The 24,438-nt window shown below is 70.1% G+C and carries 30 protein-coding genes, 1 tRNA gene and 1 pseudogene; 20 read left to right on the plus strand and 12 right to left on the minus strand.

Features of this window, described 5'->3' with window-relative positions:
- Positions 1 to 171: 171 nt before the first annotated feature.
- Positions 172 to 244: transfer RNA gene (locus MJQ72_RS14080), tRNA-Arg, on the minus strand.
- 356 nt (positions 245 to 600) lie between these two features.
- Here MJQ72_RS14080 and MJQ72_RS14085 point away from each other — a divergent pair.
- The 5 genes from MJQ72_RS14085 (at position 601) to lspA (ending at position 4,601) form a co-directional block, all read left to right on the plus strand.
- Complete coding sequence (locus MJQ72_RS14085) at positions 601 to 1,254, plus strand: response regulator transcription factor (RefSeq protein WP_005155565.1); 654 nt, start codon at positions 601 to 603, stop codon at positions 1,252 to 1,254.
- Positions 1,254 to 1,868: a trimeric intracellular cation channel family protein gene (locus tag MJQ72_RS14090; RefSeq protein ID WP_016337390.1), complete on the plus strand. Its 615-nt coding sequence runs from the start codon at positions 1,254 to 1,256 to the stop codon at positions 1,866 to 1,868. Before MJQ72_RS14085 ends, MJQ72_RS14090 begins: the two co-directional genes overlap by 1 nt.
- Before the next feature lie 85 nt (positions 1,869 to 1,953).
- The gene (locus tag MJQ72_RS14095; RefSeq protein WP_240599598.1) at positions 1,954 to 2,646 is read left to right on the plus strand and encodes a response regulator transcription factor; all 693 of its coding nucleotides are present in this window, start codon (positions 1,954 to 1,956) and stop codon (positions 2,644 to 2,646) included.
- Complete coding sequence (locus MJQ72_RS14100; RefSeq protein WP_240599599.1) at positions 2,643 to 4,067, plus strand: HAMP domain-containing sensor histidine kinase; 1,425 nt, start codon at positions 2,643 to 2,645, stop codon at positions 4,065 to 4,067. Before MJQ72_RS14095 ends, MJQ72_RS14100 begins: the two co-directional genes overlap by 4 nt.
- Before the next feature lie 15 nt (positions 4,068 to 4,082).
- Complete coding sequence (gene lspA / locus MJQ72_RS14105) at positions 4,083 to 4,601, plus strand: signal peptidase II (RefSeq protein WP_240599600.1); 519 nt, start codon at positions 4,083 to 4,085, stop codon at positions 4,599 to 4,601.
- Here the strand turns inward: lspA and MJQ72_RS14110 are convergent.
- Complete coding sequence (locus MJQ72_RS14110) at positions 4,579 to 4,962, minus strand: VOC family protein (protein WP_240599601.1); 384 nt, start codon at positions 4,960 to 4,962, stop codon at positions 4,579 to 4,581. The genes lspA and MJQ72_RS14110 overlap by 23 nt on opposite strands.
- An 82-nt stretch (positions 4,963 to 5,044) precedes the next feature.
- Between MJQ72_RS14110 and MJQ72_RS14115 the strand changes: the two genes are divergently transcribed.
- The 3 genes from MJQ72_RS14115 to MJQ72_RS14125 all read left to right on the plus strand — a co-directional run bounded on the left by MJQ72_RS14115 (position 5,045) and on the right by MJQ72_RS14125 (position 8,409).
- A complete protein-coding gene (locus MJQ72_RS14115; RefSeq protein WP_240599602.1) occupies positions 5,045 to 5,845 on the plus strand; it encodes a DeoR/GlpR family DNA-binding transcription regulator in 801 nt (266 codons plus the stop codon).
- On the plus strand, positions 5,842 to 6,924 hold the full coding sequence (gene galT / locus MJQ72_RS14120; RefSeq protein ID WP_240599603.1) for a galactose-1-phosphate uridylyltransferase: 1,083 nt from the start codon (positions 5,842 to 5,844) through the stop codon (positions 6,922 to 6,924). Before MJQ72_RS14115 ends, galT begins: the two co-directional genes overlap by 4 nt.
- 72 nt (positions 6,925 to 6,996) lie before the next feature.
- The gene (locus MJQ72_RS14125) at positions 6,997 to 8,409 is read left to right on the plus strand and encodes a S1C family serine protease (RefSeq protein ID WP_240599604.1); all 1,413 of its coding nucleotides are present in this window, start codon (positions 6,997 to 6,999) and stop codon (positions 8,407 to 8,409) included.
- A gap of 116 nt (positions 8,410 to 8,525) precedes the next feature.
- Here MJQ72_RS14125 and MJQ72_RS14130 read toward each other — a convergent pair whose 3' ends face one another.
- The 6 genes from MJQ72_RS14130 to MJQ72_RS14155 all read right to left on the minus strand — a co-directional run bounded on the left by MJQ72_RS14130 (position 8,526) and on the right by MJQ72_RS14155 (position 12,587).
- Positions 8,526 to 8,936, minus strand: coding sequence for a hypothetical protein (locus tag MJQ72_RS14130; RefSeq protein ID WP_240599605.1), 411 nt, complete (start codon positions 8,934 to 8,936; stop codon positions 8,526 to 8,528).
- Entirely contained in the window at positions 8,933 to 9,991 is a 1,059-nt protein-coding gene (locus tag MJQ72_RS14135; protein ID WP_240599606.1) for a molybdopterin-dependent oxidoreductase, read from the minus strand. Before MJQ72_RS14135 ends, MJQ72_RS14130 begins: the two co-directional genes overlap by 4 nt.
- Complete coding sequence (locus MJQ72_RS14140; protein WP_240599607.1) at positions 9,988 to 10,596, minus strand: class I SAM-dependent methyltransferase; 609 nt, start codon at positions 10,594 to 10,596, stop codon at positions 9,988 to 9,990. Before MJQ72_RS14140 ends, MJQ72_RS14135 begins: the two co-directional genes overlap by 4 nt.
- Entirely contained in the window at positions 10,593 to 11,237 is a 645-nt protein-coding gene (locus MJQ72_RS14145; protein ID WP_240599608.1) for a DUF2064 domain-containing protein, read from the minus strand. The genes MJQ72_RS14140 and MJQ72_RS14145 overlap by 4 nt, the downstream gene beginning before the upstream one ends.
- Positions 11,234 to 11,890 carry a glycosyltransferase family 2 protein gene (locus MJQ72_RS14150; protein ID WP_240599609.1) on the minus strand — a complete coding sequence of 219 codons (657 nt, stop codon included), beginning with the start codon at positions 11,888 to 11,890 and terminating at the stop codon, positions 11,234 to 11,236. The genes MJQ72_RS14145 and MJQ72_RS14150 overlap by 4 nt, the downstream gene beginning before the upstream one ends.
- 145 nt (positions 11,891 to 12,035) lie before the next feature.
- Positions 12,036 to 12,587, minus strand: coding sequence for a copper resistance CopC family protein (locus MJQ72_RS14155; RefSeq protein WP_240599610.1), 552 nt, complete (start codon positions 12,585 to 12,587; stop codon positions 12,036 to 12,038).
- A gap of 326 nt (positions 12,588 to 12,913) precedes the next feature.
- On the opposite strand from MJQ72_RS14155, the gene MJQ72_RS44750 reads away from it, so the two are divergent.
- The 10 genes and pseudogenes from MJQ72_RS44750 (at position 12,914) to MJQ72_RS14205 (ending at position 20,893) form a co-directional block, all read left to right on the plus strand.
- The gene (locus MJQ72_RS44750) at positions 12,914 to 13,474 is read left to right on the plus strand and encodes a hypothetical protein (RefSeq protein WP_261367994.1); all 561 of its coding nucleotides are present in this window, start codon (positions 12,914 to 12,916) and stop codon (positions 13,472 to 13,474) included.
- A 3-nt stretch (positions 13,475 to 13,477) separates the two neighbouring features.
- Positions 13,478 to 14,206, plus strand: coding sequence for a hypothetical protein (locus MJQ72_RS14165; protein ID WP_240599611.1), 729 nt, complete (start codon positions 13,478 to 13,480; stop codon positions 14,204 to 14,206).
- Positions 14,092 to 14,379: a CopD family protein gene (locus tag MJQ72_RS14170; RefSeq protein ID WP_240599612.1), complete on the plus strand. Its 288-nt coding sequence runs from the start codon at positions 14,092 to 14,094 to the stop codon at positions 14,377 to 14,379. Before MJQ72_RS14165 ends, MJQ72_RS14170 begins: the two co-directional genes overlap by 115 nt.
- A gap of 26 nt (positions 14,380 to 14,405) precedes the next feature.
- Positions 14,406 to 15,359, plus strand: a complete 954-nt coding sequence (locus MJQ72_RS14175) for a plastocyanin/azurin family copper-binding protein (RefSeq protein ID WP_240599613.1) — start codon at positions 14,406 to 14,408, stop codon at positions 15,357 to 15,359.
- Between the two features lie 73 nt (positions 15,360 to 15,432).
- On the plus strand, positions 15,433 to 15,897 hold the full coding sequence (locus tag MJQ72_RS14180; protein WP_240599614.1) for a hypothetical protein: 465 nt from the start codon (positions 15,433 to 15,435) through the stop codon (positions 15,895 to 15,897).
- Positions 15,894 to 16,502 carry a cupredoxin family copper-binding protein gene (locus MJQ72_RS14185; protein ID WP_240599615.1) on the plus strand — a complete coding sequence of 203 codons (609 nt, stop codon included), beginning with the start codon at positions 15,894 to 15,896 and terminating at the stop codon, positions 16,500 to 16,502. The genes MJQ72_RS14180 and MJQ72_RS14185 overlap by 4 nt, the downstream gene beginning before the upstream one ends.
- A 76-nt stretch (positions 16,503 to 16,578) precedes the next feature.
- Positions 16,579 to 17,918: pseudogene (locus tag MJQ72_RS14190) on the plus strand (hypothetical protein).
- 10 nt (positions 17,919 to 17,928) lie between these two features.
- A complete protein-coding gene (locus MJQ72_RS14195) occupies positions 17,929 to 18,627 on the plus strand; it encodes a response regulator transcription factor (RefSeq protein WP_240599616.1) in 699 nt (232 codons plus the stop codon).
- Positions 18,624 to 19,673 (plus strand): sensor histidine kinase KdpD, encoded by a 1,050-nt coding sequence (locus MJQ72_RS14200; protein ID WP_240599617.1) that lies wholly within the window; start codon positions 18,624 to 18,626, stop codon positions 19,671 to 19,673. Before MJQ72_RS14195 ends, MJQ72_RS14200 begins: the two co-directional genes overlap by 4 nt.
- A gap of 53 nt (positions 19,674 to 19,726) precedes the next feature.
- Positions 19,727 to 20,893, plus strand: a complete 1,167-nt coding sequence (locus MJQ72_RS14205) for a serine hydrolase (RefSeq protein ID WP_240599618.1) — start codon at positions 19,727 to 19,729, stop codon at positions 20,891 to 20,893.
- 1 nt (position 20,894) lies between these two features.
- Here the strand turns inward: MJQ72_RS14205 and MJQ72_RS14210 are convergent, their stop codons facing one another.
- Both MJQ72_RS14210 and MJQ72_RS14215 read right to left on the minus strand, forming a co-directional pair.
- Entirely contained in the window at positions 20,895 to 21,698 is an 804-nt protein-coding gene (locus MJQ72_RS14210; RefSeq protein ID WP_240599619.1) for an MBL fold metallo-hydrolase, read from the minus strand.
- A gap of 71 nt (positions 21,699 to 21,769) precedes the next feature.
- Positions 21,770 to 22,831, minus strand: a complete 1,062-nt coding sequence (locus MJQ72_RS14215) for an NAD-dependent epimerase/dehydratase family protein (RefSeq protein ID WP_240599620.1) — start codon at positions 22,829 to 22,831, stop codon at positions 21,770 to 21,772.
- A 122-nt stretch (positions 22,832 to 22,953) separates the two neighbouring features.
- On the opposite strand from MJQ72_RS14215, the gene MJQ72_RS14220 reads away from it, so the two are divergent.
- Positions 22,954 to 23,454: a molybdenum cofactor biosynthesis protein B gene (locus MJQ72_RS14220; protein WP_005155592.1), complete on the plus strand. Its 501-nt coding sequence runs from the start codon at positions 22,954 to 22,956 to the stop codon at positions 23,452 to 23,454.
- Between the two features lie 13 nt (positions 23,455 to 23,467).
- Here MJQ72_RS14220 and MJQ72_RS14225 read toward each other — a convergent pair whose 3' ends face one another.
- The gene (locus MJQ72_RS14225) at positions 23,468 to 23,746 is read right to left on the minus strand and encodes a hypothetical protein (RefSeq protein ID WP_240599621.1); all 279 of its coding nucleotides are present in this window, start codon (positions 23,744 to 23,746) and stop codon (positions 23,468 to 23,470) included.
- A gap of 55 nt (positions 23,747 to 23,801) precedes the next feature.
- Between MJQ72_RS14225 and MJQ72_RS14230 the strand changes: the two genes are divergently transcribed.
- A complete protein-coding gene (locus MJQ72_RS14230) occupies positions 23,802 to 23,975 on the plus strand; it encodes a hypothetical protein (RefSeq protein ID WP_240599622.1) in 174 nt (57 codons plus the stop codon).
- Positions 23,976 to 23,981: 6 nt separating this feature from the next.
- On the opposite strand, the gene mscL is transcribed toward MJQ72_RS14230, so the two are convergent.
- Positions 23,982 to 24,386, minus strand: coding sequence for a large-conductance mechanosensitive channel protein MscL (gene mscL / locus MJQ72_RS14235; protein WP_240599623.1), 405 nt, complete (start codon positions 24,384 to 24,386; stop codon positions 23,982 to 23,984).
- Positions 24,387 to 24,438: the final 52 nt, after the last annotated feature.

Consider the following 24,438-nt stretch of genomic DNA (forward strand, 5'->3'; position numbering starts at 1 on the left):
CACTGGAAGGTCGAAACCCGCTGTGTCGTGCGGCCCCTATCCACTTGACTGGCATCCAGGCCGTGGAGAGCGGCTTCCGTACCCGCCACTTGGGCGACGGGGCATGCAACCCGAGGTTATACAGCCGAGCTGCCATTCCAGCAACGAAAGTTGGTAGCCGGAAGGATCATGTGCCCCCGGCAGGATTCGAACCTGCGACACCCGCTTTAGGAGAGCGGTGCTCTATCCCCTGAGCTACGAGGGCATGTACTGCCAGGCACAGCCTACCGGGTGACCGCCCCGGCCGGGCAAGAGGGCTGAGCAATCGAGCGGCCGGCCCGGTGAAAGCCCCGAATGCCCCGAACGGCGGTTGCGCGACCGACGCCCCAAGATCTGCGGCCGGACAGCGCCACTGGCCGCCCAGTGACACTCGACCTGCGGATCCGCCCAGGAGCAGCGACACTCAGGCCCAGGAGAACAGGGTCTGAATCGAGCGCTAGATCGACACAGATGACCCGCGCGGGTCACTCGTACGTGTCTGGTTTCGAAACCCTGAACAACAGTAGGTAATCTTCGTTAACGGGACGCGAGACGCCGCTCCCCGGCTGCCGGAGGGCTTCGTTGATCAAGCTCATGTTCGCCGACGACGAGGAACTGGTCCGTTCGGGCCTGCGTGCCATGATGTCGGGCGCTGCCGATATCGAGATCGTGGGCGAGGCGAGCGACGGGAGATCAGCGGTCGAGGTCGCCCGGAGGTACCACCCCGACGTCGCGTTGCTCGACATCAAGATGCGCGCGCCTGACGACGGCATTCGCGCGCTGAGGGCCATCCTCGCGCTGCCGGATCCGCCGACGGTGGCGATGTTGACCACGTTCGACATCGACGACTACGTCAGTCTCGCGCTCAGGCTCGGGGCCAACGGCTTCCTGCTGAAGGACATCGACCCGGCGGCGCTGCTCAGGGCGGTGCGCGACCTGGCCCGCGGTGGCGCGGTGCTCGACCCCGGGGTCGCGGCGCGCATGGTGCAGTCGCATCGGGACGAGCAGCGGGCCGCGCAGCCGGCGCGCAAGCTGCTCGCGTCGTTGTCCGAGCGGGAGCGCGAGGTCGTCGGGCTGATCGGGCAGGGGCTGTCCAACGCCGAGATCGGCGGGCGCCTGCACCTGTCCGAGGCCACGGTCAAGGGGTACGTCTCGGCCGTCCTGTCCAAGATCGGCGCGGCGAACCGGGTGCAGGCCGCGCTGCTGGCCTACCGCGGTGGCCTGCTCGACCAGTAATGATCCTCACCGCGCTCGAGTTCCTCGGCTTGATCGCGTTCGCCGCTTCGGGGGCGCTCGCGGCGGTGCGGTCCAGGTTGGACGTCTTCGGGGTCGTGGTCGTCGGGCTGACGACCGCGCTCGGCGGCGGGGTCATCCGTGACGTCCTGCTCGGGATCACGCCGCCCACGACCCTGCGGACCTGGCCTTATCTCGCGGTCTGCGGCGGGACGGCGCTGGTCGTGTTCGTCTTCCATCCGCAGATCGCGAAGCTGCGGCGTGCCGTGCTCCTCGCTGACGCGCTCGGGCTCGGGGTGTTCGCGACGGCGGGGACCACCATCGCGTTGAACGCGGGCGCCACTCCCTACGCGGCGTGCTTGATCGGCATGACGACGGGTATCGGCGGCGGTGCGGTGCGTGATCTCCTACTGCGGGAAATCCCGCTCGTGCTGCGGAAGGAGATCTACGCGGTCGCGGCGCTCGCGGGGGCCGTGCTCGTCGTGATCGGTCACGCTCTGCGACTGCCGCCGGGGCCGGTGACGGTGGTAGCAGCCGCCGCGGTCGTGGGGGTCCGGATGCTCGCTTTGTGGCGGAGATGGAACGCACCCGTTGCAAAGGGGCCCGAGACCGGCTGAAACGTCTTCCGGACCGCCGGATTTCCTTTGTTGGTTCTGTGTGTGTTCTTAGGCGAGTCTCAGCACTCTGCGTAAGACTGTCGCCATGCGCATCCTCGTAGTGGACGACGACAGGGCCGTCCGTGAATCACTCAGGCGATCCCTTGAGTTCAACGGCTACCAGGTGGAGCTGGCCGGGGACGGCGCGCAGGCCCTGGAAGCGATCATCGCCAACAGACCCGACGCGATGGTCCTCGACGTGATGATGCCGCGGCTCGACGGCCTGGAGGTCGCCCGGCGCCTGCGAAGCACCGGTGACGACCTGCCGATTCTCGTGCTGACCGCGCGGGACACGGTGTCCGACCGGGTGTCCGGCCTCGACGCCGGCGCCGACGACTACCTGCCGAAGCCCTTCGCGCTCGAAGAGCTGCTCGCGCGCCTTCGCGCGCTTCTGCGCCGGGCGATCCCGGATCCGCAGGCCGGCCAGAACGCCGAGGTCCTCTCGTTCGCGGACCTCACCTTGGATCCGGGGACGCGCGAGGTGCGCCGGGGTGGGCGGGAGATCAGTCTCACCAGGACCGAATTCGCCCTCCTCGAACTGTTCCTCTCCTACCCGAAGCACGTTCTGACCCGCAGCCGGATCCTGGAGGAAGTGTGGGGATACGACTTCCCGACGTCGGGCAACGCGCTGGAGGTCTACGTCGGCTATTTGCGCCGAAAGACCGAGGCTGGGAGCGAACCGAGGCTGATCCACACGGTGCGGGGAGTGGGCTACGTCCTGAGGGAAACCCCGCCGTGACCGAGCCGGTCCCGGTCGTCGACGTGTCCGAAAAGGATCCGCGCGGCGACCGCTGGGGCACGCGGCGCTTCTCGCTCCGCGGCCGGGTGACGCTGCTCGCGGCAGTTTCGGTGGCGGGTGCGGTGGCGCTGGTCTCCCTCGGCGCGTATCTCGTCGTGAAGGAGAACCTCTACCAGCAGGTGGACGACAACCTGCTCGCCCGCGCGCAGGCCGCGGTCGATTCGCCGCAGGTGCAGACCGAGCTGCAGCAGGTCCCCGGGGCCTTCCTGGCCAGCGCGGATCTGCAGATCGGCCAGCTGACGGTGGGGCAGAAGGTCCGGCTGACCTATCCGCAATCCGGCAGCCGCCCGCCGTACGGCGACGACGAGATCGCCGTCGCCTCCGGGGACAAGGCCTTCTCCCTGCGCACCGACCCGAAGACCGACAGCCGGGTCGTCGCGCTCCCGCAGGGCGCCGGTCAGGCGATGGTGCTCGCCCAGTCTCTCGGCCCGACCAAACGCACCCTGAACGAGCTTTCGGTGGTCCTGTTCCTGATCGGCGGCGCCGGGATCCTGGTCGCCGCGGCGGCGGGAACGGCGGTCGCGAGAGCGGGCCTGAGGCCGGTCGACCGGCTCACCTCGGCGGCGGAACGCGTCGCCACCACGGGTGACCTGCGGCCGATCCCGGTGAGCGGCGACGACGAACTCGCCCGCCTGACCCAGAGTTTCAACACCATGCTGGGCACGGTCGCCGAATCGCAGGAACGGCAACGGCAGCTCGTCGCGGACGCCGGACACGAACTCCGCACCCCGCTGACCTCGTTGCGCACGAACCTGGAACTCCTGCTGTCCGCGAGCAGACCGGGCGCGCGGACGTTGTCCGACGAGGACCGCAGCGACATCGAGGCCGACATCCGCGGCCAGCTCGACGAGCTGACCCAGCTGATCGGCGACCTCGTCGAACTCGCGCGCCAGGACGAGCCGCGGATCGAGCACGAGCGGGTCGAGATGGTCGACGTCGTCGAGCGCGCGCTGGACCGGGCGCGCCGCCGCGCGGGCGAGATCGAATTCGACGTCTCGCTCCAGCCGTGGGTGCTGACCGGTGACACCAGCGCGCTGGAGCGCGCGGTGCTGAACCTGCTGGACAACGCGGTGAAGTTCTCGCCGGAAGGGTCGACGGTCGGGGTCCGGCTGTACCCGGTCGGCGACGGCACGGCGGTGCTCGAAGTCGAGGACTCCGGGCCGGGCATCGCCGACGAGGATCTGCCGAAGGTGTTCGACCGCTTCTATCGCTCGTCGGAGGCACGGACGCTGCCCGGTTCCGGGCTCGGCCTCGCCATCGTCCAGCACGCGGCGCAGCGGCACGGCGGCGACGTCTACGCGGGCCGCGCGTCCACCGGCGGCGCGCTGATGACCTTGCGGCTCCCGGGAGCCCCGGCCTGATTACTCTGACGGGTGATGAGCACCGAGAACGCGCCTGAGCCGCCGCCCCGCCGTCTGCTGTGGACACTGCTGGTGGCCGCGGTGCTGCTGGCCGCCGACCAGCTGACCAAATGGTGGGCCGTCGACGCCCTCACCGATCACGCGCCGATACCGGTGATCGGCGATTTCATCCGGTTCCGGCTGCTCTACAACCCGGGCGCGGCGTTCTCGCTGGGCGCGAACTCCACCTGGATCTTCGCGATCCTGGCCGCGGCCGCGGTGGTCGCGCTGCTGTGGATCTCCCGCAAGGTCCGTTCGGCGGGCTGGGCGATTTCGCTCGGGCTGCTGCTCGGTGGCGCGACGACCCATCTGGGCGACCGCCTGTTCCGCGAGCCCGGCTTCGCGCGCGGCCACGTCGTCGACTTCATCGACTACAACGGCTGGTTCGTCGGGAACGTCGCGGACATCGCGCTGTTCTTCGGCGCCGTCTCGCTGTTCGTGCTGAGCTTCCGCGGCGTCCCGATCGACGGCGTCAAGGAGACGGCGGAGGACTGACGAGGCAGAACTCGTTCCCTTCAGGATCCGCGAGTACGACCAATCCCTCTTCATGGTGCGCGAGGACGCGCGCGCCCAGGGCGACGAGCCGTTCGACGCTGTCTCCGGTCAGGTCCAGATGCACGCGGTTCTTGACGACCTTCGATTCCGGCACCAGGTTGAAGAAGAGCCGGGGCCCCGTTTCCGCTTCGACCAGCACCGAAGGATCGTCTTCGGGACCGGAAAACCCCAGGGAACGAAGGCGATCAAGCTCCTCTTCGTCGTAGGGTGCGACTTCGTAGCCGTCGAGCGCGGCCGCCCAGAAGCGGGCGAGCGAAGCCGGATGACGGCAGTCGAAGACGACGTCGCGAAGCCTGGCCATGGCGCCATGGTGGCAGGCGGCTCATCTCGTCGCGCCATGTTTGATCGTGTAGGATTTTGTGTAATTCATCCAGGGAGGCTCCGTGCTCGCGCGGCAACGACAGGCGGTGATCCTCGAGGAGGCGCGCCGGACCGGGGCGGTCCGGGTCAGCGATCTCGTCGCGAGGCTCGGCGTTTCCGATATGACGGTGCGCCGCGACCTCGACGTGCTCGCGAGCCGGGGCCTGGTCGAGAAGGTCTACGGCGGTGCCACCTCCGTCGTCGGCAAGAGCACCGACGAACCCGGTTTCGAGGCCAAATCCGTGCGCCAGCGCGCGCAGAAGGAGGCCATCGCCGCCGTCGCGGCCGGGCTGGTCCGGCCGGGCACCGCGATCGGCATCTCCGCGGGCACCACCACTTGGACGCTGGCCAGGGCGCTCGACGAGGTCCCCGGCCTGACGATCGTCACGAACTCCATCCAGGTCGCCGACGTGCTGCGCGGCGCGAACCAGCCGGATCGCACGGTCGTCCTCACCGGCGGTGTCCGCACCCCGTCGGACGCGCTGGTCGGGCCGGTCGCCGTGCAGAGCCTGCGGTCGCTGCACCTGGACGTCGTCTTCCTCGGCGTGCACGGGATGGCCGACGGCCCGGGCTTCACCACGCCGAACCTCACCGAATCCGAGACCGACCGCGCGCTGGTCGAAGCGGGCCGCAGGCTGGTCGTGCTGGCCGACCACACCAAATGGGGCATCGTCGGGATCTCCACGATCGCCGGGCTCGAAGAGGCCGACGTCGTCGTCTCGGACGACGGTTTGTCCGACAACGCAAGGGAAACGCTCACCGAGCAGGCGGGTGAGCTGATGATCGCCGAAACGGCGGAGACGGCTGAGGCTGAAGAAGCGTGAAGCGCACGGTAAGGCACCTGGCCGATGGCCGGGAGATCATCTATTTCGACGCTCCGGGCGCGCCCGAACGCACCGCCGAGGACACCCGTGACCTGCCCCAGGTCGCGGCGGCGTCGGAGATCCGGCGCGACCCGCTGACCGGCGAATGGGTCGCGATGGCCGCGCACCGGCAGACGCGCACCTACAAACCGCCTGCCGATCTGTGTCCGTTGTGCCCCTCGAAACCCGGGAAGCCGAGCGAGATCCCGGAGGCGGACTACGACGTCGCCGTGTTCGAGAACCGGTTCCCTTCCTTCGCCCGCAACGTCCTCGGTGATTCGTCCACAGTGGATGGAGCCGGGCTGGTGCCGGTCGCGCCGGGCGTCGGGCGCTGCGAGGTCGTCTGTTTCACCAGCGACCACGACGGTTCTTTCGCCGGGCTCACGGCGAAACAGGTCCGCGCGGTCGTCGACGCCTGGGCCGACCGCACCGCCGAACTGTCCGCGATGGACGGAGTCGAGCAGGTCTTCCCGTTCGAGAACCGCGGCGAAGAGATCGGCGTGACCCTGCACCATCCGCACGGTCAGATCTACGGCTACCCGTTCGTCACGCCGAAGACCGAGCGCCTGCTGGAGGTCGCCCGCGCCTACGAGGCGGAGCACGGCCGTCCGGTGATGGGGGACGTCCTGGCCGCCGAGCGGGCGTCCGGGGAGCGGGTCGTGGTCGAGGGCGGGCACTGGACGGCGTTCGTGCCGCCCGCCGCGCGCTGGCCCGTGCAGGTCCAGATCGTGCCGCATCGCCAGGTGCCGGACATCCCCGCGCTCTCGGACGCCGAACGTGACGACTTCGCCGACGTCTACCTCGAAGTCCTTCGCCGCTGCGACGGGCTGTACGACCGGCCGCTGCCCTACATCGCGGCCTGGAACCAGGCGCCCGCCAAACGCGACCGCGAACTCGGCTGGCTGTACCTGGAGGTGTTCTCGGTACTGCGGTCCAAGGACAAGCTGAAGTACCTGGCGGGTTCGGAGTCCGGGATGGCCGTGTGGATCAACGACGCCACCCCCGAGCAGATCGCGGACAGGCTGCGCGCCACCCGCTGACGGGGCCATACTCATGTGCGATGCACAGCTTTGGCTCAGGAACTTCTCAGGACCATCCCGCAAGGTGAAGACATGACCGAGAACGACGCCGAGAAGGCGCGGCCCGCCGGCGATCGGCCGGACGCGGAGCAGAGCGCGAGCTGGGCTGCTCAGCCCGCGCCGCAGCAGCCTGACGCGACCGGCCTCGGCGGCCATGCCACTCCGCACACCGGAGCGCAGCAGGCCTACCCCGCGGAACAGCAGCAGTACAACCCGTGGTCGCCGCAGGCCCAGCAGACCCAGACCCAGGAGCACCCGGCGCAGGGGCAGTACACCCAGGGCCACCAGATCCCCGGCCAGCAGACGCCGTACACGCAGCCGGGCCCGTCGGTCTACGCGGTCCCGCAGCAGCGCCAGGCGCAGAAGTCCACCTCGGGCAAGCTGCTCGCCGGTGTCGCGGCGATCGCGCTCGTCGTCGGCGGGGTCGCGGGCGGCACGGTCGGCTACCTGACCGGCGACGGGTCCGGCGGCTCGGCGGTGAACGCGCTCGACGCGCCGAAGCCCGCCCAGCAGACGGGCAACCTGCCCGCCGGTTCGGTCGAATCCGTGGCGCAGAAGCTGTCGCCGAGCGTGGTCGAGCTGCAGGTCTCCGGCCGGTCGGGGGCGGGCGAGGGCTCCGGCTTCGTGCTCAGTACCGACGGTTACGTGCTCACCAACAACCACGTCGTCGAGGTCGCCGCCGGAGGCGGGCAGATCCAGGCGGTGTTCCAGGACGGCAAGAAGGGCACGGCGACCGTCGTCGGCCGCGACCCGACGACGGATATCGCCGTGGTGAAGGTCAGCGGCGTCAGCGGCCTGACCCCGGTGGAGCTCGGCCGGTCCGACGATCTGCGGGTCGGGCAGCCGGTGGTCGCGATCGGTTCGCCGTTCGAGCTGACCGGCACGGTCACTTCGGGCATTGTCAGCGCGCTGAACCGGCCGGTGAGCGCCGGCGGCAACGGCGACCAGACCACCGTGATGTCGGCGGTGCAGACCGACGCGGCGATCAACCCCGGCAACTCCGGCGGCCCGCTCGCGAACATGGCCGGCCAGGTCATCGGCATCAACTCGGCGATCTACAGCCCGAAGTCCGCGCAGGGACAGGGCGGCGAGAGCGGCGGCAACGTCGGTATCGGCTTCGCGATCCCGATCGACCAGGCGCGCCGCACGGCCGACGACATCATCAACACCGGCCAGGCGACGCAGACCTTCATCGGCGCGCGAGTGCAGACGGCGCCGACGGGCGGGGCGCAGCTCGGTGAGATCTCGCCGGGCAGCCCCGCGGAGAAGGCGGGCCTCAAATCCGGCGACGTCGTGACGAAGCTGGACGACCGGTCGATCCCGAACGCGGACGCGCTCGTCGCCGAGATCCGCACCAGGGCGCCGAACGACAAGGTGAAGTTCACTCTCAGCGGTGACAAGGTCATCGAGGTGACCCTCGGCGGCCAGCCCGTCACCCCGAACTAGAGACGCTCGGCCGCGGTGCGCGGCCGAGACCAGCTCCGGCTCGAACCCCCAGCGGGCCGGACCACGGAGGCCACGCGCGACCGGCTGCCAATCCCGGTCGCGTGTGGCCCCTTTTTTCATCGCGTCTTTCGCCTGAAGAACACGGCCACGAGCACGCCGAGCCAGACGACCGCCAGGGTGACGAGCAGTCCGGTGACGGTGTCGGCGTCGTGCAGGCCCGGGTTCCGCGCGCCGCCGAACGGGCGCCACAGCAACGGGAACGCGAGCAGCGTCAGGACACCGGTGAGCACCGCGCCGGTCTTGACCGGCGTCTTCCAGCGTTCCGGGAGGAGCCTGCTCAGCGCGAACCCCACGGCGCCGACCAGCGGCGCGACCAGCAGGTCGTGGACCAGCGGACCGCCGGCGAGCCAGCCGAGTGTCCCGAAGACGTCCGGGCGCAGCGGGAACGCGTACTCGGAGAACAGCACGGCGCCCCACGCGAGCGCGGCGAGGCCGGGCAGGAACAGCAGCAACCGCAACGTCTTCACAGCGTCTCCAAGCGGGTGACCCATTTCGTCTGCAGGACACCGGGCCGGTTCGGGGCGATGATCCGGCACGGGAAACCGTGGTCGGCGTCGAGCACTTCACCGTTGAGTTCGAGCGCCAGCAGGGTGAGCTCGTCCGCGGTGTGCTCGCCCGGCAGCTCGCTGATCCCGTACGGCCCCGCCTTCTCCAGGGAGAACACGCGGACCGGGGTGCCGGGTGTGCTTCCGGCGTGCCGCAGCAAATCCGGCAGGGAGACCCCGCTCCAGTGCGCGGACTCGCTCCAGCCTTCGACGCACGCGATCGGCAGCTCGGCCGAAGTCCGCGGAAGGGCGCGGAGTTCGTCCAGGGAATAGGTTTTCGTGCCGTTCGGGGTGACGACCGAGAGCCGCCAGTTCGGGTCTTTCGCCGTGTCCAGGACACCTGCGGCTTCGGCTGTCCGGTTCACCGGAAGGCCCTTGCCGCTGCGCCACGACAGGGCGGATACGGGGCGCAGCAACGGAACGGTCGCTCCGGCCGTCGCCACGACGGCGACGCCCGCGGCCAGCCAGGTGGTGCGGAGGAAGGCGCGCCGCGAGGGTTCGGGCTTCGTCGTGAGCGAGCGGCGGACGATGGGGAGTTTCACCGCGATGTGCACCAGGATCGAGCCGATCGCCACCCACGCGACCGCGTAGTGCAGCTGGGGGAAGTAGAAGTTCCACGGATAGTTCTGCGCGACGTTGAACAGGCCGGTGACGAGTTCGAAGAAGGCGGCCGCGGAAAGCACGAGGATCGACAGGCGTTCGAGCGCGTGCGGCAGCGAACGGATCACCGGGCGCTCGAAGAGCTTCGGGTAGACACTCCAGAGTTTGGCCAGCAGCAAGGGAATCGACGCGATCCCGGAGAGCACGTGCGTGCCCTGCGTGACCCGGTACAGCCAGACCGGACGGCTCGGCCAGCCGAACCACGACGGCGGATGCTGGATGAGATGGCTGATCAGCCCGGTGACGAAGCACAGGGTGAACGTGACGGCGAGGGCGAGCCCGATCCGGGAGGTCACGCGCTCCGAAGGTGTGTTCATGCTTTCTCCAGGCAGGCGAACCAGCGGTGGCCGTGGCTGGTGGACCAGGCGACGCGGAACGCGGTGCGGGCGGCGAGGTCCGCGATCGCTTCGACACCGACCCACGCCCAGGTGAACCAGGCGCCGTTGTCGGGGCGCAGCCGGACCCGGTCCTGGCGGAGGCCGCGGCCGGGCGGGTCGAGTTCGACGAGCACGGTCCCGCCATCGCTGATCAGTTCCGCCATCCGCGTCAGGAGCCGATGCGGATCGCCGCCGATGCCGATGTTCCCGTCGGCGAGCAGGACATGCCGCCACCGTCCTTCGCCGGGGAGCCGGTCGAAGACGTCGCGATGGAGCGCGGCGGCGCCCCGGTCGTGGGTGAGCCGCACGGCGGTGGCGGAGATGTCGACGCCGAGCGAGGCGACGCCGCGTTCGGACAGCGCGGCGGTGAGCCTGCCGGGGCCGCAGCCGACGTCGAGGGTCGGGCCGTCACAGGCGTCGAGGAGCACCTCGTCGCCTTCGCAGGGGATGGCCGTCCAGCGGTCCACCGGCAGGTCGACGCGTTCGCCGGTCGCCAGTTCCAGCCAGCAGCGGTGGCCGAGCAGGCCGCGGTCGAAGGCGGTCACCGGACTTCGGCCACCGCTCGGGCGAACCGGCCGTGCGGTACCGCCGCGGCGACCCGGCGCGCGTCCGCGATGGTGTCCACATCGGACAGTGTGGGCAGGATGCCGGGACGCGATCCGATCTCGGTCAGCGCGCGGAGGGTTTGTCGGCCGGTGTCGTCGCGCGACATCGGCACCCCGGCGAGAGCCTTGGCGTGCGACGGATCCTTGAGTCCCAGTGCCCACCATCCGCCGTCCTCGGCAGGTCCGAGGACCGAATCCTCGGGCCTGTTCGCCGCTTCGGCGAGGAGCGCCGGGGTGACCTGCGGGGTGTCCATCCCGATCTGCAGAACCGGTTCCCCAGGGCGAGGGGCGTCCGCGTGCGCGTTGACGAGCCGGATGTCGAAACCTTCGCCGCGCTGGGGGATCACCTCCGTTTTTCGGAGTACCGAGGCGATTTCCGCGCCACGGGCGGCCTTGCCGAGTTCGCCGGTCATGGCGACGACCACGCGGGCGTCCGGGGTCAGGAGGGCGGCGTCGAGGGTGTCGAGCAGGGAAGCGGCCGCGATCTCGGCGGCCTGTTCCGGGGTCGCGGGCGGGCAGAGCCGCGTCTTCGCGAAACCGGGCACGGGCGCCTTGGCGACGATCAGCAGGCAGAAGGTCATCGGCTCAGCACCCGCCCGAAATCCCTGGCGGCACGGAGGGTTCCGCGCAGCGAACCCGAGACCTTCGACTTGGTGCCCTTGGCGCGTTCGCCGTAGGACACGTCGAACTCGGTGACCCGCCAGCCCGCGTGCCTCGCCTTGATCAGCAGTTCGAGCGGGTAGCCGAAGGCGCGGTCGGTGACGCCGAGATCGAGGAGCGCTTGTCGTCGAGCGGCCCGCAGCGGCGCGATGTCCCGGACCGGCAATCCCTTGTGCCGCAACAGCGACGAGATCAACGCGTTTCCGGCTCTCGCGTGCCAGGGCCAGACTCCGGGCCCGGCCGGCACCCTTCGCCCGACCGTCAGATCCGCGTCCGCGAGCCCGCGGACGAGCATCGGCAGCTCGGCGAGATCGAGGGAACCGTCGGCATCGGCGAAACAGACCACGTCCGCGGTCGCCGCTTCCAGGCCCGTGTGCACCGCGGCGCCGTAGCCACGCCGGGGCTCGTGGACGACCTTCGCCCCGAGCCCGGCCGCGATCTCGGCGGAACCGTCCGTGGAGCCGTTGTCGACCACGATCGCCCGATATCGTTCGGGCAGCGCCGCCAGCACGCCGGGCAGGGCACCGGCCTCGTCGAGACAGGGGAGCACGACGTCAACCTGGTCATCGTTCACGCAACGCACGTTAAGTCCGGGCAGGACGGACGAAAACCCTTGCCGTGCTTACCGAATCATGACGTCGGCGAAGTTCTTACCGAGTTCTGACGGATCCCGCGCCCGCACCGCCGGGCGGCCGTGACGGGGCTAGGGTGCCCGGCCGTCACGGTTTCGCGATCCGCCTGGCCACGAACACCCCGGCGAGCGCGACCAGCGCGGACCCGGCGATCCACGGCCACACCGGCAGGGAATCGTCCGACGGCGGGAGGGCGGCCGCGGTGTCTGTCCGCACCTTCGGGGCGGCGGCCGTCCCCGGCCCCGCCGTGGTGAGGGTGAACGGGACGGAACCCGACACGGGGTGGCCGTCCGCCGACACCACGCGGTACCGCACCGTGTAGACGCCGGCGGCGCCCAGCGCTCGAAGAGGCGCGGACAGCTTCTCCCCGGTGATCACGGGCTTTCCGCCTTCCCAATGCGAGGTGCCGTCCGGGCCGAGAACGGTCAATTCGGTGAAACCGCTGTCGAGCGGCTCGTTGAACACCAAGGTGACGGCGGCGGGAGCGGACGCGAGCGAGGAGTCCTTCGCCGGGTCGCTCGAGACGAGAACGCTGTGCGCCATGGCGGGCTGGGCGCAGGCGAGTGCCAGGAAAAGCACCGTGGTGGCGAGCGCGGCTCCGCGCGGCACGTTTCGCACCAAAGGCGGGAAAAGCGGCATGGTTGTTCCTCGCAATCGCGTCGGGGACGCCCATGGTGGGCGACGGAATGGTCGGACGCGTTGCGGTGGAGGGGGTTCGTGCGACGAGCGTGTTAACGAAAACTCACCGCTCCTGGCGGAAAAGCACTCCGAAACGGACAGGCTTCACTCGTTCGGTCGTACGGGCCGGGCATTCGGCGGAGGAATTCACAGCCGGACGGAGTCACCGGGCCGGGTTCCTTTACCTGGGCTTCATGTGACGATCATGCCAGGTAACGCGGCAGCTGGTTTTCTTCTCGCCCATCGAGCCGTTCCCCCTTTTCTCCTTCGTAGGAGAGGACATATCCGTGGCTTTGCGAGCTATCGTCCCGCGCCGGGATCAGCTGATCGCGGCGAGCCTCACCGGCGCGGTCGTGATCGTGGTCGGATACGCGTCGGGTCTCGGGCTGAAACCCGGGACGGCGGCGGAAAGCCCGTCGCCGGTGATCGCCCAGCCCGCGCCGTCCGGCCCGTCCCCGGTGCCGGACGGGAAACCGCCGCCACCCGCGCCCATCCCTTCCCTGCCGGCGGTTCCGGTCACCGACGTCCCCGCCCCGGTGGCGCCGCCCGGGCCCGGTGGCGGTGTCGAGGTCAGCCCTTCGGCGCCGCCGCCGGAACCCGTGCCGCCGACGCATCCGCATCCGGAGCCGCCGACCACTCCGCCACCGCCGCCGGAGGAGCTTCCGGCGTGTCAACCCGGTGCGGTGCACCAGGTTCTGGACACGGTCGCCGCGCTACCGCTGCTCGGTGGCGTCACCGAAGGGCTCGGCGTGACGGGGGCGGACGGGCTCGGCGCGACCCTGCTCGGGTACTGCCGGGCGGAGGACGGCACGGTCGTCCTCGAGACCGTCCCCGTTCCGGCGCGGTGAGCCGTGGTCAAGACCTGGTACGTACTCGCCCGCTGCGTGGACTACTTCGGCATGACCCTGTTCACGGGCGGCCTGTTCTTCCTCGCGTTCCTGTGGCCGGACGGCGCCGGGCACGGCCGGGCCCGCAAGGTCGTCGGAACCGGATGGCTGCTCGGTTTCGCCGGTACCGTCGCGGGTCTCGGGCTGCAGGGCGCATGGGCGGCACAACGTTCGGCCGCGGACCTGTTCGACTGGGACCTGCTCGGGCAAGCGCTCGATACCCAGTTCGGGCGCGTCTGGTTCGCCAAGGCCCTTCTGTGGCTGCTGGCGGGTGTCGTCCTCGCCGACCTGATGCAGCGCGGCCGGAACGCGGCGACGTCGATCGCTTGGCGGGTCGGTGCGGGCGTGTTGACTCTCGGGCTGCTGCGCACGACGGGGCTGACCGGTCACGCCGTCGAAAGCGGGAGACCTTTGCTCACCCAGCTCGCGGATCTCGTGCATCTGGCCGGGATCTGCGCCTGGATCGGGGGCTGGCCGTCCTGTTGTTCGGCGTGCTGTCCCGGCGTGATCCCGGCGAGCTCGCCGCCGTCGTGCCGCGTTATTCCCGGCTGGCCATGGTTTCCGTCTTCGCCGTCATCGTGGCGGGTGCCGTGCTGGCGTGGCAGACGGTCGGCGGCTGGGATCGACTGTCCACAACGGACTACGGGCGCACGCTGGTGGTCAAGCTGCTCGTCCTCGCGGTCGTCCTCGTGATCGCGCAGGGCAGCAAGAGCTGGGTCGCCCGGCGCCTGGATTTCGCGGTGGTCCTGCGCGGGGACGCCGCCACCGTCCGCCCCTTCGTCCATTCCGTCGCCGCCGAGACCGCGCTCGTCATCGTGGTCCTCGCTGCGGCGAGCCTTCTCGTCACGGCCAGTCCCGGCCGGTGACCGTCCAACCGAAAGGAGTGTCCTCAATGGACAACCAGGAGACCGGGAACCCCACGGCCGAAGCGCCGCCGCCGGTGCCCGCCCGGCGCATCTGGCCGGTGGCGGTGGCGATCCTCGCCCTGGGTGTCGCGCTGCTCAGCCTCGCCACCCTACGAGGCGGGCAGCAGGCGGACACCGCCCAGAGCGCCGACGTCGACCTCGCCGCGCTGTCGAAGCAGGGGCCGCTGGCGGTTCCGCTGTATCAGGAAATCGCCAAGGAAAAGGCGGCGTCACCGGCGGCGGCCAAAACCGTCGAGATCATGGGGTACAAGTACAGCCCGGCGAGCCTTTCCGTCGCCGTCGGCGACACGGTGACGTGGACCAACCACGACACCGCGCCGCACAACGTCGTCATCACCGACGGCCCGGAGAAGTTCACTTCGCCCACGTTGCAACAGGGACAGACCTTCAGCCACACCTTCACCAAGGCCGGGACCTACTCCTACTACTGCTCGGTGCACCCGGACATGAAGGCCGCGGTCAAGGTCGAGGGCTCGGGTACTCCGCCGACGAGCGTTCCGCCGAGTTCGCCGACCTCGACGCCGACGTCGAGCCCGCCGCACACGATGCCGCCCACCACCCCGGGCGGAGGGTCCTGTGTCCCGAAGGGGGTGCTGCAGCCGATCATCGACCACATCAAGGCGGCGCATCTGCAGACCTCGCCGGGGCAGCAGGTGCAGGACATCCTGAACCTCGACCAGTACATCAAGACCCATACGGTGTGGCTGGAGACCGTCCTCGCCCCGGTGCTGGACGGATCGGCCGACAAGGTCGTCGCCGACACGCTCGCCCCGATCGTCGCGCATCTCAAATCCGCGCATCTGGAGACGTCGCCCGGTCAGCAGGTGGCCGATCTGCTGAACCTCGACCAGTACATCAAGACGCATACGGTGTGGCTCGAAACCGTGCTCACCCCGTTGCTGAACCAGGCGAGCTGCTAGCCGGGGGCCCGGCCGGTAAGCGGCCGGCCGGGCCCTTCGCCAGTATCCACGTTCCCCAGTACGGAGACGAGCGATGTCCGACACCGAGCTACTGCCCGCCCCGGCCCAGGCCGGCCACACCCTTCGTCCGGACCGTTGCGTCGTAGAGCCGTCACTCCGATTCCTGCGTTTCCCCTTGGCACGCGCCAGGTTCACCGCGACCGCGGGATACCTGGACGTCTCGGAGGATCCCTCGTTCTTCGTCGAGCTGGACGTGCCTTCGCTGCGGACCTATCCGTGGCCGTTGAAGTACTTGATCCTCAGGCGCCAGGAGACCCGCGTGCTGACGTTCACCTCCGGCGAGCTCGTCGTCGACGGGCGGCGAGTGCGGATCGACGGGTGGATCGGGAACCGCGGGCTCGTGCTGTCGGGCGAGCTGCGTCCGGTCGATGAGGAAAGGATCGTCTTGTGGGCCAAGGGAATCCTGCCCCGGCCACGGCGCGCGCCCTGGTACGTCCGCCGCGTCCACGTCGAGATCGCCATCGAGTTCGTCCGATGAAGCGGCTCGCCGGCCTCGTCTCGACGGCGATCTTCCTCGTCCTGCAAGCCGTCTGCCTGGCACCACCGGCGAACGCGGCCACCCATCAGGTGATGATGCAGGGCTACGCGTACAGCCCGGCGGCGCTGACCGTGCGGGCCGGGGACACCGTCACCTGGATGCAGCACGATCAGGCGCCCCACGACGTCGTCACGACGAGTGCGCCGGCCGCTTTCCGCAGTCCGCAGCTCTCGGCGGGGCAGAGCTGGAGCCACACGTTCACCAAGCCGGGTACGTATTCCTACTACTGTTCGGTGCATCCGGACATGCGCGCGACGGTCACCGTGCTCGCCGCGGAAACACCCACGAAGCAGCCGTCCGCCGCGCCTTCGAAGCAGACCACGGCCCGTCCGGCGACGTCTTCGGCGCCTTCGTCGAGCCCGCCTCCGACGAGCAGCGAGGCCCCTGCTCCGGTGGTCCCGGAGAGCTCGGCGCCCGCCCCGCCGGTCACCCAAGAAGCGGCGGCCACGGGACCGTCGCTCGACCCGATGTTGCTGGTCGCCGGGGTCGTCACCGCGGTGGCGGTGCTGTGCCTGCTCCTGGTCGGATCGCGACCGGCCGGGTGAGGGAAGGTCTTACCGAGTTCTGACGGACGGCGCCGACGCGTCGTTTCGCGCCGGGAACGCGGTTACGGTGCCGGTGATGTCCACTGTCACCGCCCCTTCCCGTACCGGTCGCCGGGCCGATCTGATCGCCGTGGGGCTGGCGATGCTCCTGGTCGCCGCCGCGATCGCCGTCGGTCTCCACTACAACCGGCCCGGCTCCGGCGTGGTGATCTACGCCTTCGCGCCACCGCTGTTCGGCTTGTGGCTGCCTCACGTGGGGCCGGGTTCGGTCGCCGCCGTGGTGCTCGCGCTCCTGGTCGTCAGCAAAGGTCCCTCGCTCGCCGCGCGGCTGCGGTGGCGCCCGCTGCTCGCGCTCGGCTACGTGACCGCGCTGGCGTGGACGTTCTCGCTGGCGATGATCGACGGCTGGGCGCGCGGTTTCACCGGCAGGCTCACCACGGAACACGAGTACCTGCACGAGGTCCCCGGCATCACCGACATCCCGGAGATGCTGGCCGGATTCTCCTCGCGCATCCTGGACTTCCAGCCGGACTCGTGGACGACGCACGTCTCCGGGCATCCGCCGGGCGCGACGCTCGTCTTCGTCTGGCTCGACAGGCTCGGCCTGCAGGGCGGCGCGTGGGCGTCGGCGGTCGTCGTGCTCGTCGGTTGCCTGGCCGTGGTCGCGGTGCCGGTGACGCTCGCCGCGCTGGGCAGGGAGGACGCCGCGAGGACGGTCCTGCCGTTCGCCGTCCTGACCCGGGCGCGATCTGGATCGGGGTGTCCGCGGACGGGCTCTTCGCGGGTGTCACGGCGACCGGGATCGCGCTGCTGGCGCTCGCCGTGCGGCGGCGGGCCCTCGCGCTCCCCGGCGGTCTGCTGCTCGGGTTCGGGCTCTTCCTTTCGTACGGTCTCGTGTTGCTGGCCGTGCTCGTGCTTGCCGTCGTCGTGCTGACCCGCGAGTGGCGGATCCTGCTCCTCGCCACGGCGGGCGTGGCCGTGGTCGTCGTGGCGTTCGCGCTGACGGGCTTCTGGTGGCTCGACGGCTATCACCTGGTGGTCGAGCGCTACTACCAGGGGATCGCGACGCTGCGCCCGTACTCCTACTGGGTGTGGGCGGATATCGCGGCGGTGCTCATCGCGATCGGGCCCGCCGTGATCGCCGGGACGCGACGGGCGGGCGCGGATTTCCTCGCCGAGCCGAAACGGTCGTTCCGCGAGCCGGTCACGCTGATCGTGCTGGCCGCGGCGCTGACGATCGCTTTCGCCGACCTGTCCGGCCTGTCGAAGGCGGAGGTCGAACGCATCTGGCTACCGTTCGAGGTGTGGCTGCTGCCCGCGGTGGTGTTGCTGCCGTCGAAGGGGCGGCGGTGGTGGCTCGCCGCGTCGGCGGCCACGGCGCTGGTGGTGAACCACCTGGTGCTGACGAGTTGGTGAGGTGGATGGCATGACAGAACAGGGCCGGGTGCTCGTCGTCGACGACGACGAGACCGTGCGGGACGTCGTCCGGCGGTACCTGGAGGTCGCGGGTTTCGAGGTCGACGTCGCCGGCGACGGCACCGAGGGGCTGCGGCTGTTCTCCACGACCGGGCCGGACCTCGTGGTCCTCGACGTCATGATGCCCGGGCTCAACGGGCTCGAGGTGTGCCGCCGCCTGCGGCAGGTGAGCCAGGTGCCGGTCGTGATGCTGACCGCGCTCGGCGAGGAGGAGAACCGCATCGCCGGGCTCCAGCTCGGCGCCGACGACTACGTCACGAAACCGTTCAGCCCCAAGGAACTCGCGTTGAGGGTGGCATCGGTGCTGCGGCGGGCGCGGATGCCGCGGCCCGAACCGGCGGCGCGCGTGATCACCGACGGCGACCTCGCGTTGCAGATGACGGCCCGGCAGGCGGCCCTCGGCGGCGTGGAGCTTTCACTGACGAGCCGGGAATTCGACCTGCTCGCGTTCTTCCTCACCCATCCCGGGGTGGCGTTCTCCCGCGCCGATCTGCTGGAGAAGGTCTGGGGCTGGGACTTCGGCGACCAGTCCACCGTGACCGTCCACGTCAGACGGTTGCGGGAGAAGATCGAGAAGAACCCGGCGAAACCCGTCCGCGTCGCCACCGTCTGGGGCGTCGGCTACCGGTACGACCCGGTGCGGCGATGATCGGCTCCGGGGAGTCGCTCGGCGAGATGCTGGCGCACGCCTGGCATATCCTGCCGTTCGCGCTGATGTTCGCGTTGCCGGTGGTGCTGCTCGGCGGGCTGGCGTTGTACCTGCTCCGGCACGGTTCGCTGGCCAGCACGATGACGATCCTCGTGCTGATCCCCGTGTTCGCGACGCTGATCGCGGTGCTCGGGATCAGCGGGTTCATGTTCACCCCGGCGCTGACCACGATGACACTGGTCTGCGTTCTGGTCGCGCTCGTGACCGTGCCGGCGGCGCTCGTGCTCGGCCGCGCGATCGCGCGCCGCAGCGTGTGGGAACGGGAGGCGCGGGAACGGGAGCGCGCGGCCGAGGCGTCGCGGCGCGAACTGGTCGCGTGGATCAGTCACGACCTGCGGAGCCCGCTGGCCGGGATCCAGGCGATGGCCGAGGCCGTCGCGGACGGCGTCGTCGCCGACCCGATCGAGGTCACCGGCTACGCGCGGCGGATCAGCGGGGAGACGACGCGGTTGTCCGGCATGGTCGGCGATCTGTTCGAGCTTTCGCGGATCACCGCGGGAGCGTTGCAGCTGACCATGGCCGCGGTGCCGCTGCGCGACGTCGTCAGCGACGCGGTCGCCGCGCAGGCGCCGCTCGCCGAGCAGAAACGCGTACGGATGATCGAATACGCCACCGTGTGGCCGGTCGTTTCCGGCAGCGACCCGGAACTGGCGCGGATCGTGCGCAACCTGGTGTCCAACGCCGTGCGGCACACGCCGCCGGACGGGACGGTCGCCGTCCAGATCGGTATCGAAGGCGGAGAGGCGCTGCTCGCGGTTTCCGACGGCTGCGGCGGGATCCCGGACGACGAAATCGGACGGGTCTTCGACGTAGCGTTCCGCGGGACGCGGGCGCGGACACCCGAACGCGGCGGGCTGGCGAGCGGCGGCGGGCTCGGCCTCGCGATCGCGAAAGGCCTCGTCGAAGCCCATCGCGGCCGCATCGGAGTCCAGAACCACGGGCCCGGCTGCCGGTTCGAGGTCCGGCTTCCGCTCGCCATGCCCTGACGTGTCAGCGGCGTGTCACCGCGGTGTCAGCGCGGACGGCGATCGTTGCCGCCATGACGACTTCAGCGAAACGATTCTTCCGGCGGGCCGGGATCACCGCGGTGGCCGCCGCACTGCTGGCCGGGGTGGCATCCGGCGTGGCCGCCGCGGACAACGGGCGGGACCGGCCGGACCTGCGGGCGATGGCCGAGGAGATCGCCGCCTCCGGTTTCGCCGGCGCGCAGCTGCGGGTGCACGACCCGCGAGGCGACTGGACCGGCAGCGCCGGGGTGCGCGAGCTGGGCTCGGCCGCCAAGCCGCCGACCAACGGACGGTTCCGGATCGGCAGCAACACCAAGACCTTCGTGGCCACCGCCGTGCTGCAGCTGGTCGGGGAGGGCAAGGTCGGCCTGGACGCGCCGGTGGCCGGGTACCTGCCCGAGTTCGGCCTCGACCGGCGGATCACGGTGCGGATGTTGCTGCAGCACACCAGCGGCCTGTTCGACTACACCGGCGCGATGCTGCCCGACGGCACGATCGTCCCGGGAATCCCCTTGTCGGGCAAGGAGTTCCTGGACAACCGGTACCACACCTACCGGCCGGAGGAGCTGGTGCGCTTCGGCCTGTCCAAGCCGCCGCTGTTCGCGCCGGGAACGGACTGGACGTACACGAACATCAACTACGTCCTGGCCGGGCTGGTGATCGAGAAGGTCACCGGCCGCCCCTACGGCGACGAGCTCCAGCGGCGGATCTTCCGGCCGCTCGGACTCCGCGACACCGTGGTGCCCGGCACCTGGTCGGGCATCCCCGGGCCGCACGCCCACGGCTACTACCGCTACGAGGAGAAGCCCGGGCAGTGGAAGACGGTCGACATCACGAACCAGAACCCGTCGTGGGCGTCCAGCGCCGGTGAGCTGATCTCGACCACGAAGGACCTCCACACGTTCTTCTCCGCGCTGCTGGGCGGAAAGCTGCTGCCCGCGCCGCTGCTGGCCGAGATGCGCAAGCCGCATCCGAAGGGCGGCTACGGCCTCGGGCTGTACGTCCAGGAGGCGAGCTGCGGCACCGTCCTCAAGGGAATGGGCGGCTTCCACGGCTACGGGACGCTGATGGCCAGCACACCCGACGGCAGCCGGACCTACGAGCTGTCCATGACCTACGGCGACTCGGAGGCCGATCTGGGACAGGCCTACAACAAGGCGGACCAGCTGCTCACCGACAAGGTGCTCTGCGGCAAGTAGGTCAGAGCCGCAGGAAACCCATCTCCGGGAAGTGGGCCGGCGCGATGATCGCGCCGGTCTCTTCCGCTTCCGCGAGGAACCGTTGCCGGGTGCGAAGCGCGAGATCGGGATCGACGTCGCCGAGGAAACCGACCCGCGAGTCCGTCAGTTGCGCGGGAGTGTGCAGGACGTCGCCGAGCAGCAGCAGACGCTCGTCGTCCACGGTGATGTCGAGGACGTAGTGGCCGGGCGTGTGCCCGGGGGCGTGCCGCGCCACGATCCCGGGCGCGATCTCGACGTCGTCGCCGCTGATCGCCTCGGTCAGCCCCGCGCCGCGGGCGGTCTCCATCCCGACGCGGCTCCATTCGCCGGTCCCGGCGGGCGCGATCAGCGCGTCCCAGTCGAGCTGGCCGAAGACGACCTGGGCTCCGGGGAAGGTCAGGTCGCCTTCGGGGGCGATCCAGCCGATGTGGTCGTTGTGCAGGTGAGTGAGGAAGACGGTGTCGATCTCGTCCACCGGGCACCCGGCCTTGTCGAGCGCGGCCGCGAGGTCGCCGCCCGTGCCCATCGGCGGCGTGGGGTCGCCCTTGGCGGGCGTCATCCCCGGCGGGAAGGCGAATTCGCGCGGACCGAGGCCGGTGTCGACGAGGATCGTGCGGCCGTTGCCGCGGATCAGGTACGCGCCGGTCGGGACGTGCACGGTGCCGTCCTCGTCGAAGACGTCCGGGTGGGCTTCGGGGTCGAGACCGGGGAAGAACGCGAGCGGAAGCCGGATCAGGCCGTCCCCGATCGCTTCGATCTCGATGTCTCCGACGGTGATGCCCACCAAAACCCCCAAAAAAGTCGATTCCGTTGCCGGGAACGACAACCGGCCGGGGGCCCGGTCTGTTCCCGGTTTCAGGAACCGACCGGTTCCCGCAGCTCAGCGGTGGCGAAACCGGCGATGCCTTCGGCGAAACCCGTTCGCGCGGTGAAACCGAGCAGCCGCCGGGCGCGGGCGGGATCCGCGACGACGTGCCGGACGTCGGCTGGCCGGGCACCTCCGGCGATCTCCGGAGCCGGTCCGCCGCAGGCCTTCGCGAGTTCCTCGGCGAGTTCGCCGACGGAATGGGGTTGCCCGGAACAGATGTTCAGCGGCGTCAGATCGCCTTCGGGGCCGTCGGTGCCCAGCGCCAGGACGTTCGCCCTTGCCACGTCGTGGACATGCACGAAGTCGCGCTGCTGTTTCCCGTCCTCCAGCACGATCGGCGCCTCGCCGCGCGAAAGCGAGGAGCGGAACAGCGACGCGACACCGGCGTACGGGGTGTTCTGCGGCATCCGCGGCCCGTAGACGTTGTGATAGCGCAGGGCCCAGACCGTTCCGCCGGTCTGCCGGGCCCACGCCGCCGCCAGATGTTCCTGCGCGAGCTTGGTGGCCGCGTAGGTGCTCCGCGGCCGCAACGGCGCGTCTTCGGGGACCAGCCGCCAGCCGAGCTCGGCACCGCAAGCCACGCACGTGGGCTCGAAACGGCCGGCATCCACATCGGACTGTTTCCGCGGTGACGGCGGAACGATCCCGTGGACGGGACATTCGTAGCGGCCTTCGCCGTAGACGACCATCGACGAGGCGAGCACCAGCTTCCGGACCTTCGCCCGGTGCATCGCCGCGAGCAGGACAGCGGTCCCGTAGTCGTTGTTCAGCGCGTACGACGGCGCGTCGGACGGGTCGACCCCGTGCCCCACGACGGCCGCCTGATGGCAGACCGCGTCGACACCGTCCAACAGCTCCGCGACCAGTTCGGTGTCGGTGACGTCGCCACGCAGGAACCGGTGGCGGCCGGTGTACCCGGGCGGGCGCGGCGAACCGTGCGCGGTGCCGAGGAGGTTGTCGAGGACGACGACCTCGTGGCCTTGATCGGACAGCAGATCGGCGACGTGGGAGCCGATGAACCCGGCTCCGCCGGTTATCAGTGTTCGCACCATCCCGACGCTAGGGGCGATTTCCGGCGGCGGCCCCGGATCACCGGCTCACGTCAGGGAATCGTCACAACTACGCGGCACCGCCGGAGCGAAGATCAGCCGAAACCGGATACGGTGTGCCTATGGAACGGAGCGCACAACGGCTGGGCCGCGCACTGGTGGTCATCGTGGACGATCGCGTCGCCCACGGCGAACACGAGGACAACACGGGACCGTTGGTCACGGAGCTGCTCGAAGAGGCCGGATTCATCGTCGACGGCGTCGTCGTGGTCGAGGCCGAGACGGCCGCGATCCGCAACGCGCTCAACACCGCGGTGATCGGCGGCGCCGACCTGGTGATCACCGTCGGCGGCACCGGGGTCTCCCCGCGCGACCGCACACCCGACGCGACGGCCGGTGTGCTCGACCGCCCGATCCCGGGCATCGGTGAGGCACTGCGCGCGTCCGGCCTCGCCGCCGGCGCGGTGGACGCGGGCATCTCCCGCGGGCTCGTCGGCGTCTCCGGCAGCACGCTGGTGGTCAACCTCGCGGGTTCACGCGCGGCCGTCCGCGACGGCATGGCGACGCTCTCGTCGCTGGTGCCGTACGTGATCGACGAGCTGTCCGGGCTCGAAGAGGCCTAGTCCTTCGAGTGGCCTAGTTCTTCGGGGCGGGTCCGGGCTCTGTCCCGGGCTCGCCCTTTTTGTCGTGGTGCAACACCCCTTCCACCTTTTCGGTGACGTGGCCGATCTTCTCCTCGAACCGGCCGCCGGTGACCTTGTTCGCCCCGGCCGACGCCGCCGAGACACCCTTGGCCGCGACGTCGCCCGCCTTCTCGGCCAGCGGCCCGGCCTTCTCGCGGACTTCGCCCGCGACCTCTTCCGCTTTGTGGATGGCCTGGGCGGCCAGCCCCTTCGCTTTGTCGACAATGCTCATGCGCTGATGGTCCCACCGGTCGGCGGACCTCGCGACCGGTGCGAAAATGGACGTCATGCCAGGTGAAGACGAGGACAAGCGCTCCGCCGCGGCGGCGAAACGACGGGCCGACGAGATCTTCGGAGACGTCCTGCCGGACACGACCTCCGACGAGCGAGAGCCGGGGCAGCGCACCCCGGACTCCGACTCGTGGTTCCTGGAGAACCGGCCGCCTCATCACGACCGGTGAACCGGCTCAGCCCTGGCGGTTCTGCTGCGCGCGCAGCAGGTCGCGGATCTCGGTGAGCAGTTCGACGTCGGTCGGCTCCGCCGGGCCGGCCTCCTCACCGCGCTTGCGCCGCTCCTGGACGTGCTTGACCGGCAGCACGATCACGAAGTAGACGACGGCGGCCACGATCACGAAGTTGATCGCCGCGTTGATCACGCCACCGAAGTCCATGAACGTCGAGTCGTTCGCGCTGAGGATGTTGAACCCCAGCCCCTTGGCGGCGTCCGACCCGCCGATGGCGTTGATCAACGGTTTGATGAGGCCGTTCGTGAAGGCCGTGACGATCGCGGTGAACGCGGCGCCGATGACCACCGCGACCGCCAGGTCGACGACGTTCCCGCGCATCAGGAAGTCCTTGAAGCCCTTGATCAAGACGCTCTCCTCTTTCACCTGGGACGGTTCGCCGACCGTCCCTTCTCCATAC

The sequence above is a fragment of the Amycolatopsis sp. EV170708-02-1 genome (assembly GCF_022479115.1).
Taxonomy (GTDB): Bacteria; Actinomycetota; Actinomycetes; order Mycobacteriales; family Pseudonocardiaceae; genus Amycolatopsis.

Bases quoted from the DNA above. Each gene is read 5' to 3' on its own strand.
- MJQ72_RS14180 (WP_240599614.1), top strand. From the start codon at position 15,433: ATGTCCGACACCGAGCTACTGCCCGCCCCGGCCCAGGCCGGCCACACC.
- MJQ72_RS14205 (WP_240599618.1), top strand. From the start codon at position 19,727: ATGACGACTTCAGCGAAACGATTCTTCCGGCGGGCCGGGATCACCGCG.
- lspA (WP_240599600.1), top strand. From the start codon at position 4,083: ATGAGCACCGAGAACGCGCCTGAGCCGCCGCCCCGCCGTCTGCTGTGG.
- MJQ72_RS14090 (WP_016337390.1), top strand. From the start codon at position 1,254: ATGATCCTCACCGCGCTCGAGTTCCTCGGCTTGATCGCGTTCGCCGCT.
- MJQ72_RS14195 (WP_240599616.1), top strand. From the start codon at position 17,929: ATGACAGAACAGGGCCGGGTGCTCGTCGTCGACGACGACGAGACCGTG.
- MJQ72_RS14095 (WP_240599598.1), top strand. From the start codon at position 1,954: ATGCGCATCCTCGTAGTGGACGACGACAGGGCCGTCCGTGAATCACTC.
- MJQ72_RS14230 (WP_240599622.1), top strand. From the start codon at position 23,802: ATGCCAGGTGAAGACGAGGACAAGCGCTCCGCCGCGGCGGCGAAACGA.
- MJQ72_RS14145 (WP_240599608.1), bottom strand. From the start codon at position 11,237: ATGACCTTCTGCCTGCTGATCGTCGCCAAGGCGCCCGTGCCCGGTTTC.
- MJQ72_RS14155 (WP_240599610.1), bottom strand. From the start codon at position 12,587: ATGCCGCTTTTCCCGCCTTTGGTGCGAAACGTGCCGCGCGGAGCCGCG.
- MJQ72_RS14125 (WP_240599604.1), top strand. From the start codon at position 6,997: ATGACCGAGAACGACGCCGAGAAGGCGCGGCCCGCCGGCGATCGGCCG.
- MJQ72_RS14200 (WP_240599617.1), top strand. From the start codon at position 18,624: ATGATCGGCTCCGGGGAGTCGCTCGGCGAGATGCTGGCGCACGCCTGG.
- MJQ72_RS14135 (WP_240599606.1), bottom strand. From the start codon at position 9,991: ATGAACACACCTTCGGAGCGCGTGACCTCCCGGATCGGGCTCGCCCTC.
- MJQ72_RS14175 (WP_240599613.1), top strand. From the start codon at position 14,406: ATGGACAACCAGGAGACCGGGAACCCCACGGCCGAAGCGCCGCCGCCG.
- MJQ72_RS14220 (WP_005155592.1), top strand. From the start codon at position 22,954: ATGGAACGGAGCGCACAACGGCTGGGCCGCGCACTGGTGGTCATCGTG.
- MJQ72_RS14185 (WP_240599615.1), top strand. From the start codon at position 15,894: ATGAAGCGGCTCGCCGGCCTCGTCTCGACGGCGATCTTCCTCGTCCTG.
- MJQ72_RS14225 (WP_240599621.1), bottom strand. From the start codon at position 23,746: ATGAGCATTGTCGACAAAGCGAAGGGGCTGGCCGCCCAGGCCATCCAC.
- MJQ72_RS14110 (WP_240599601.1), bottom strand. From the start codon at position 4,962: ATGGCCAGGCTTCGCGACGTCGTCTTCGACTGCCGTCATCCGGCTTCG.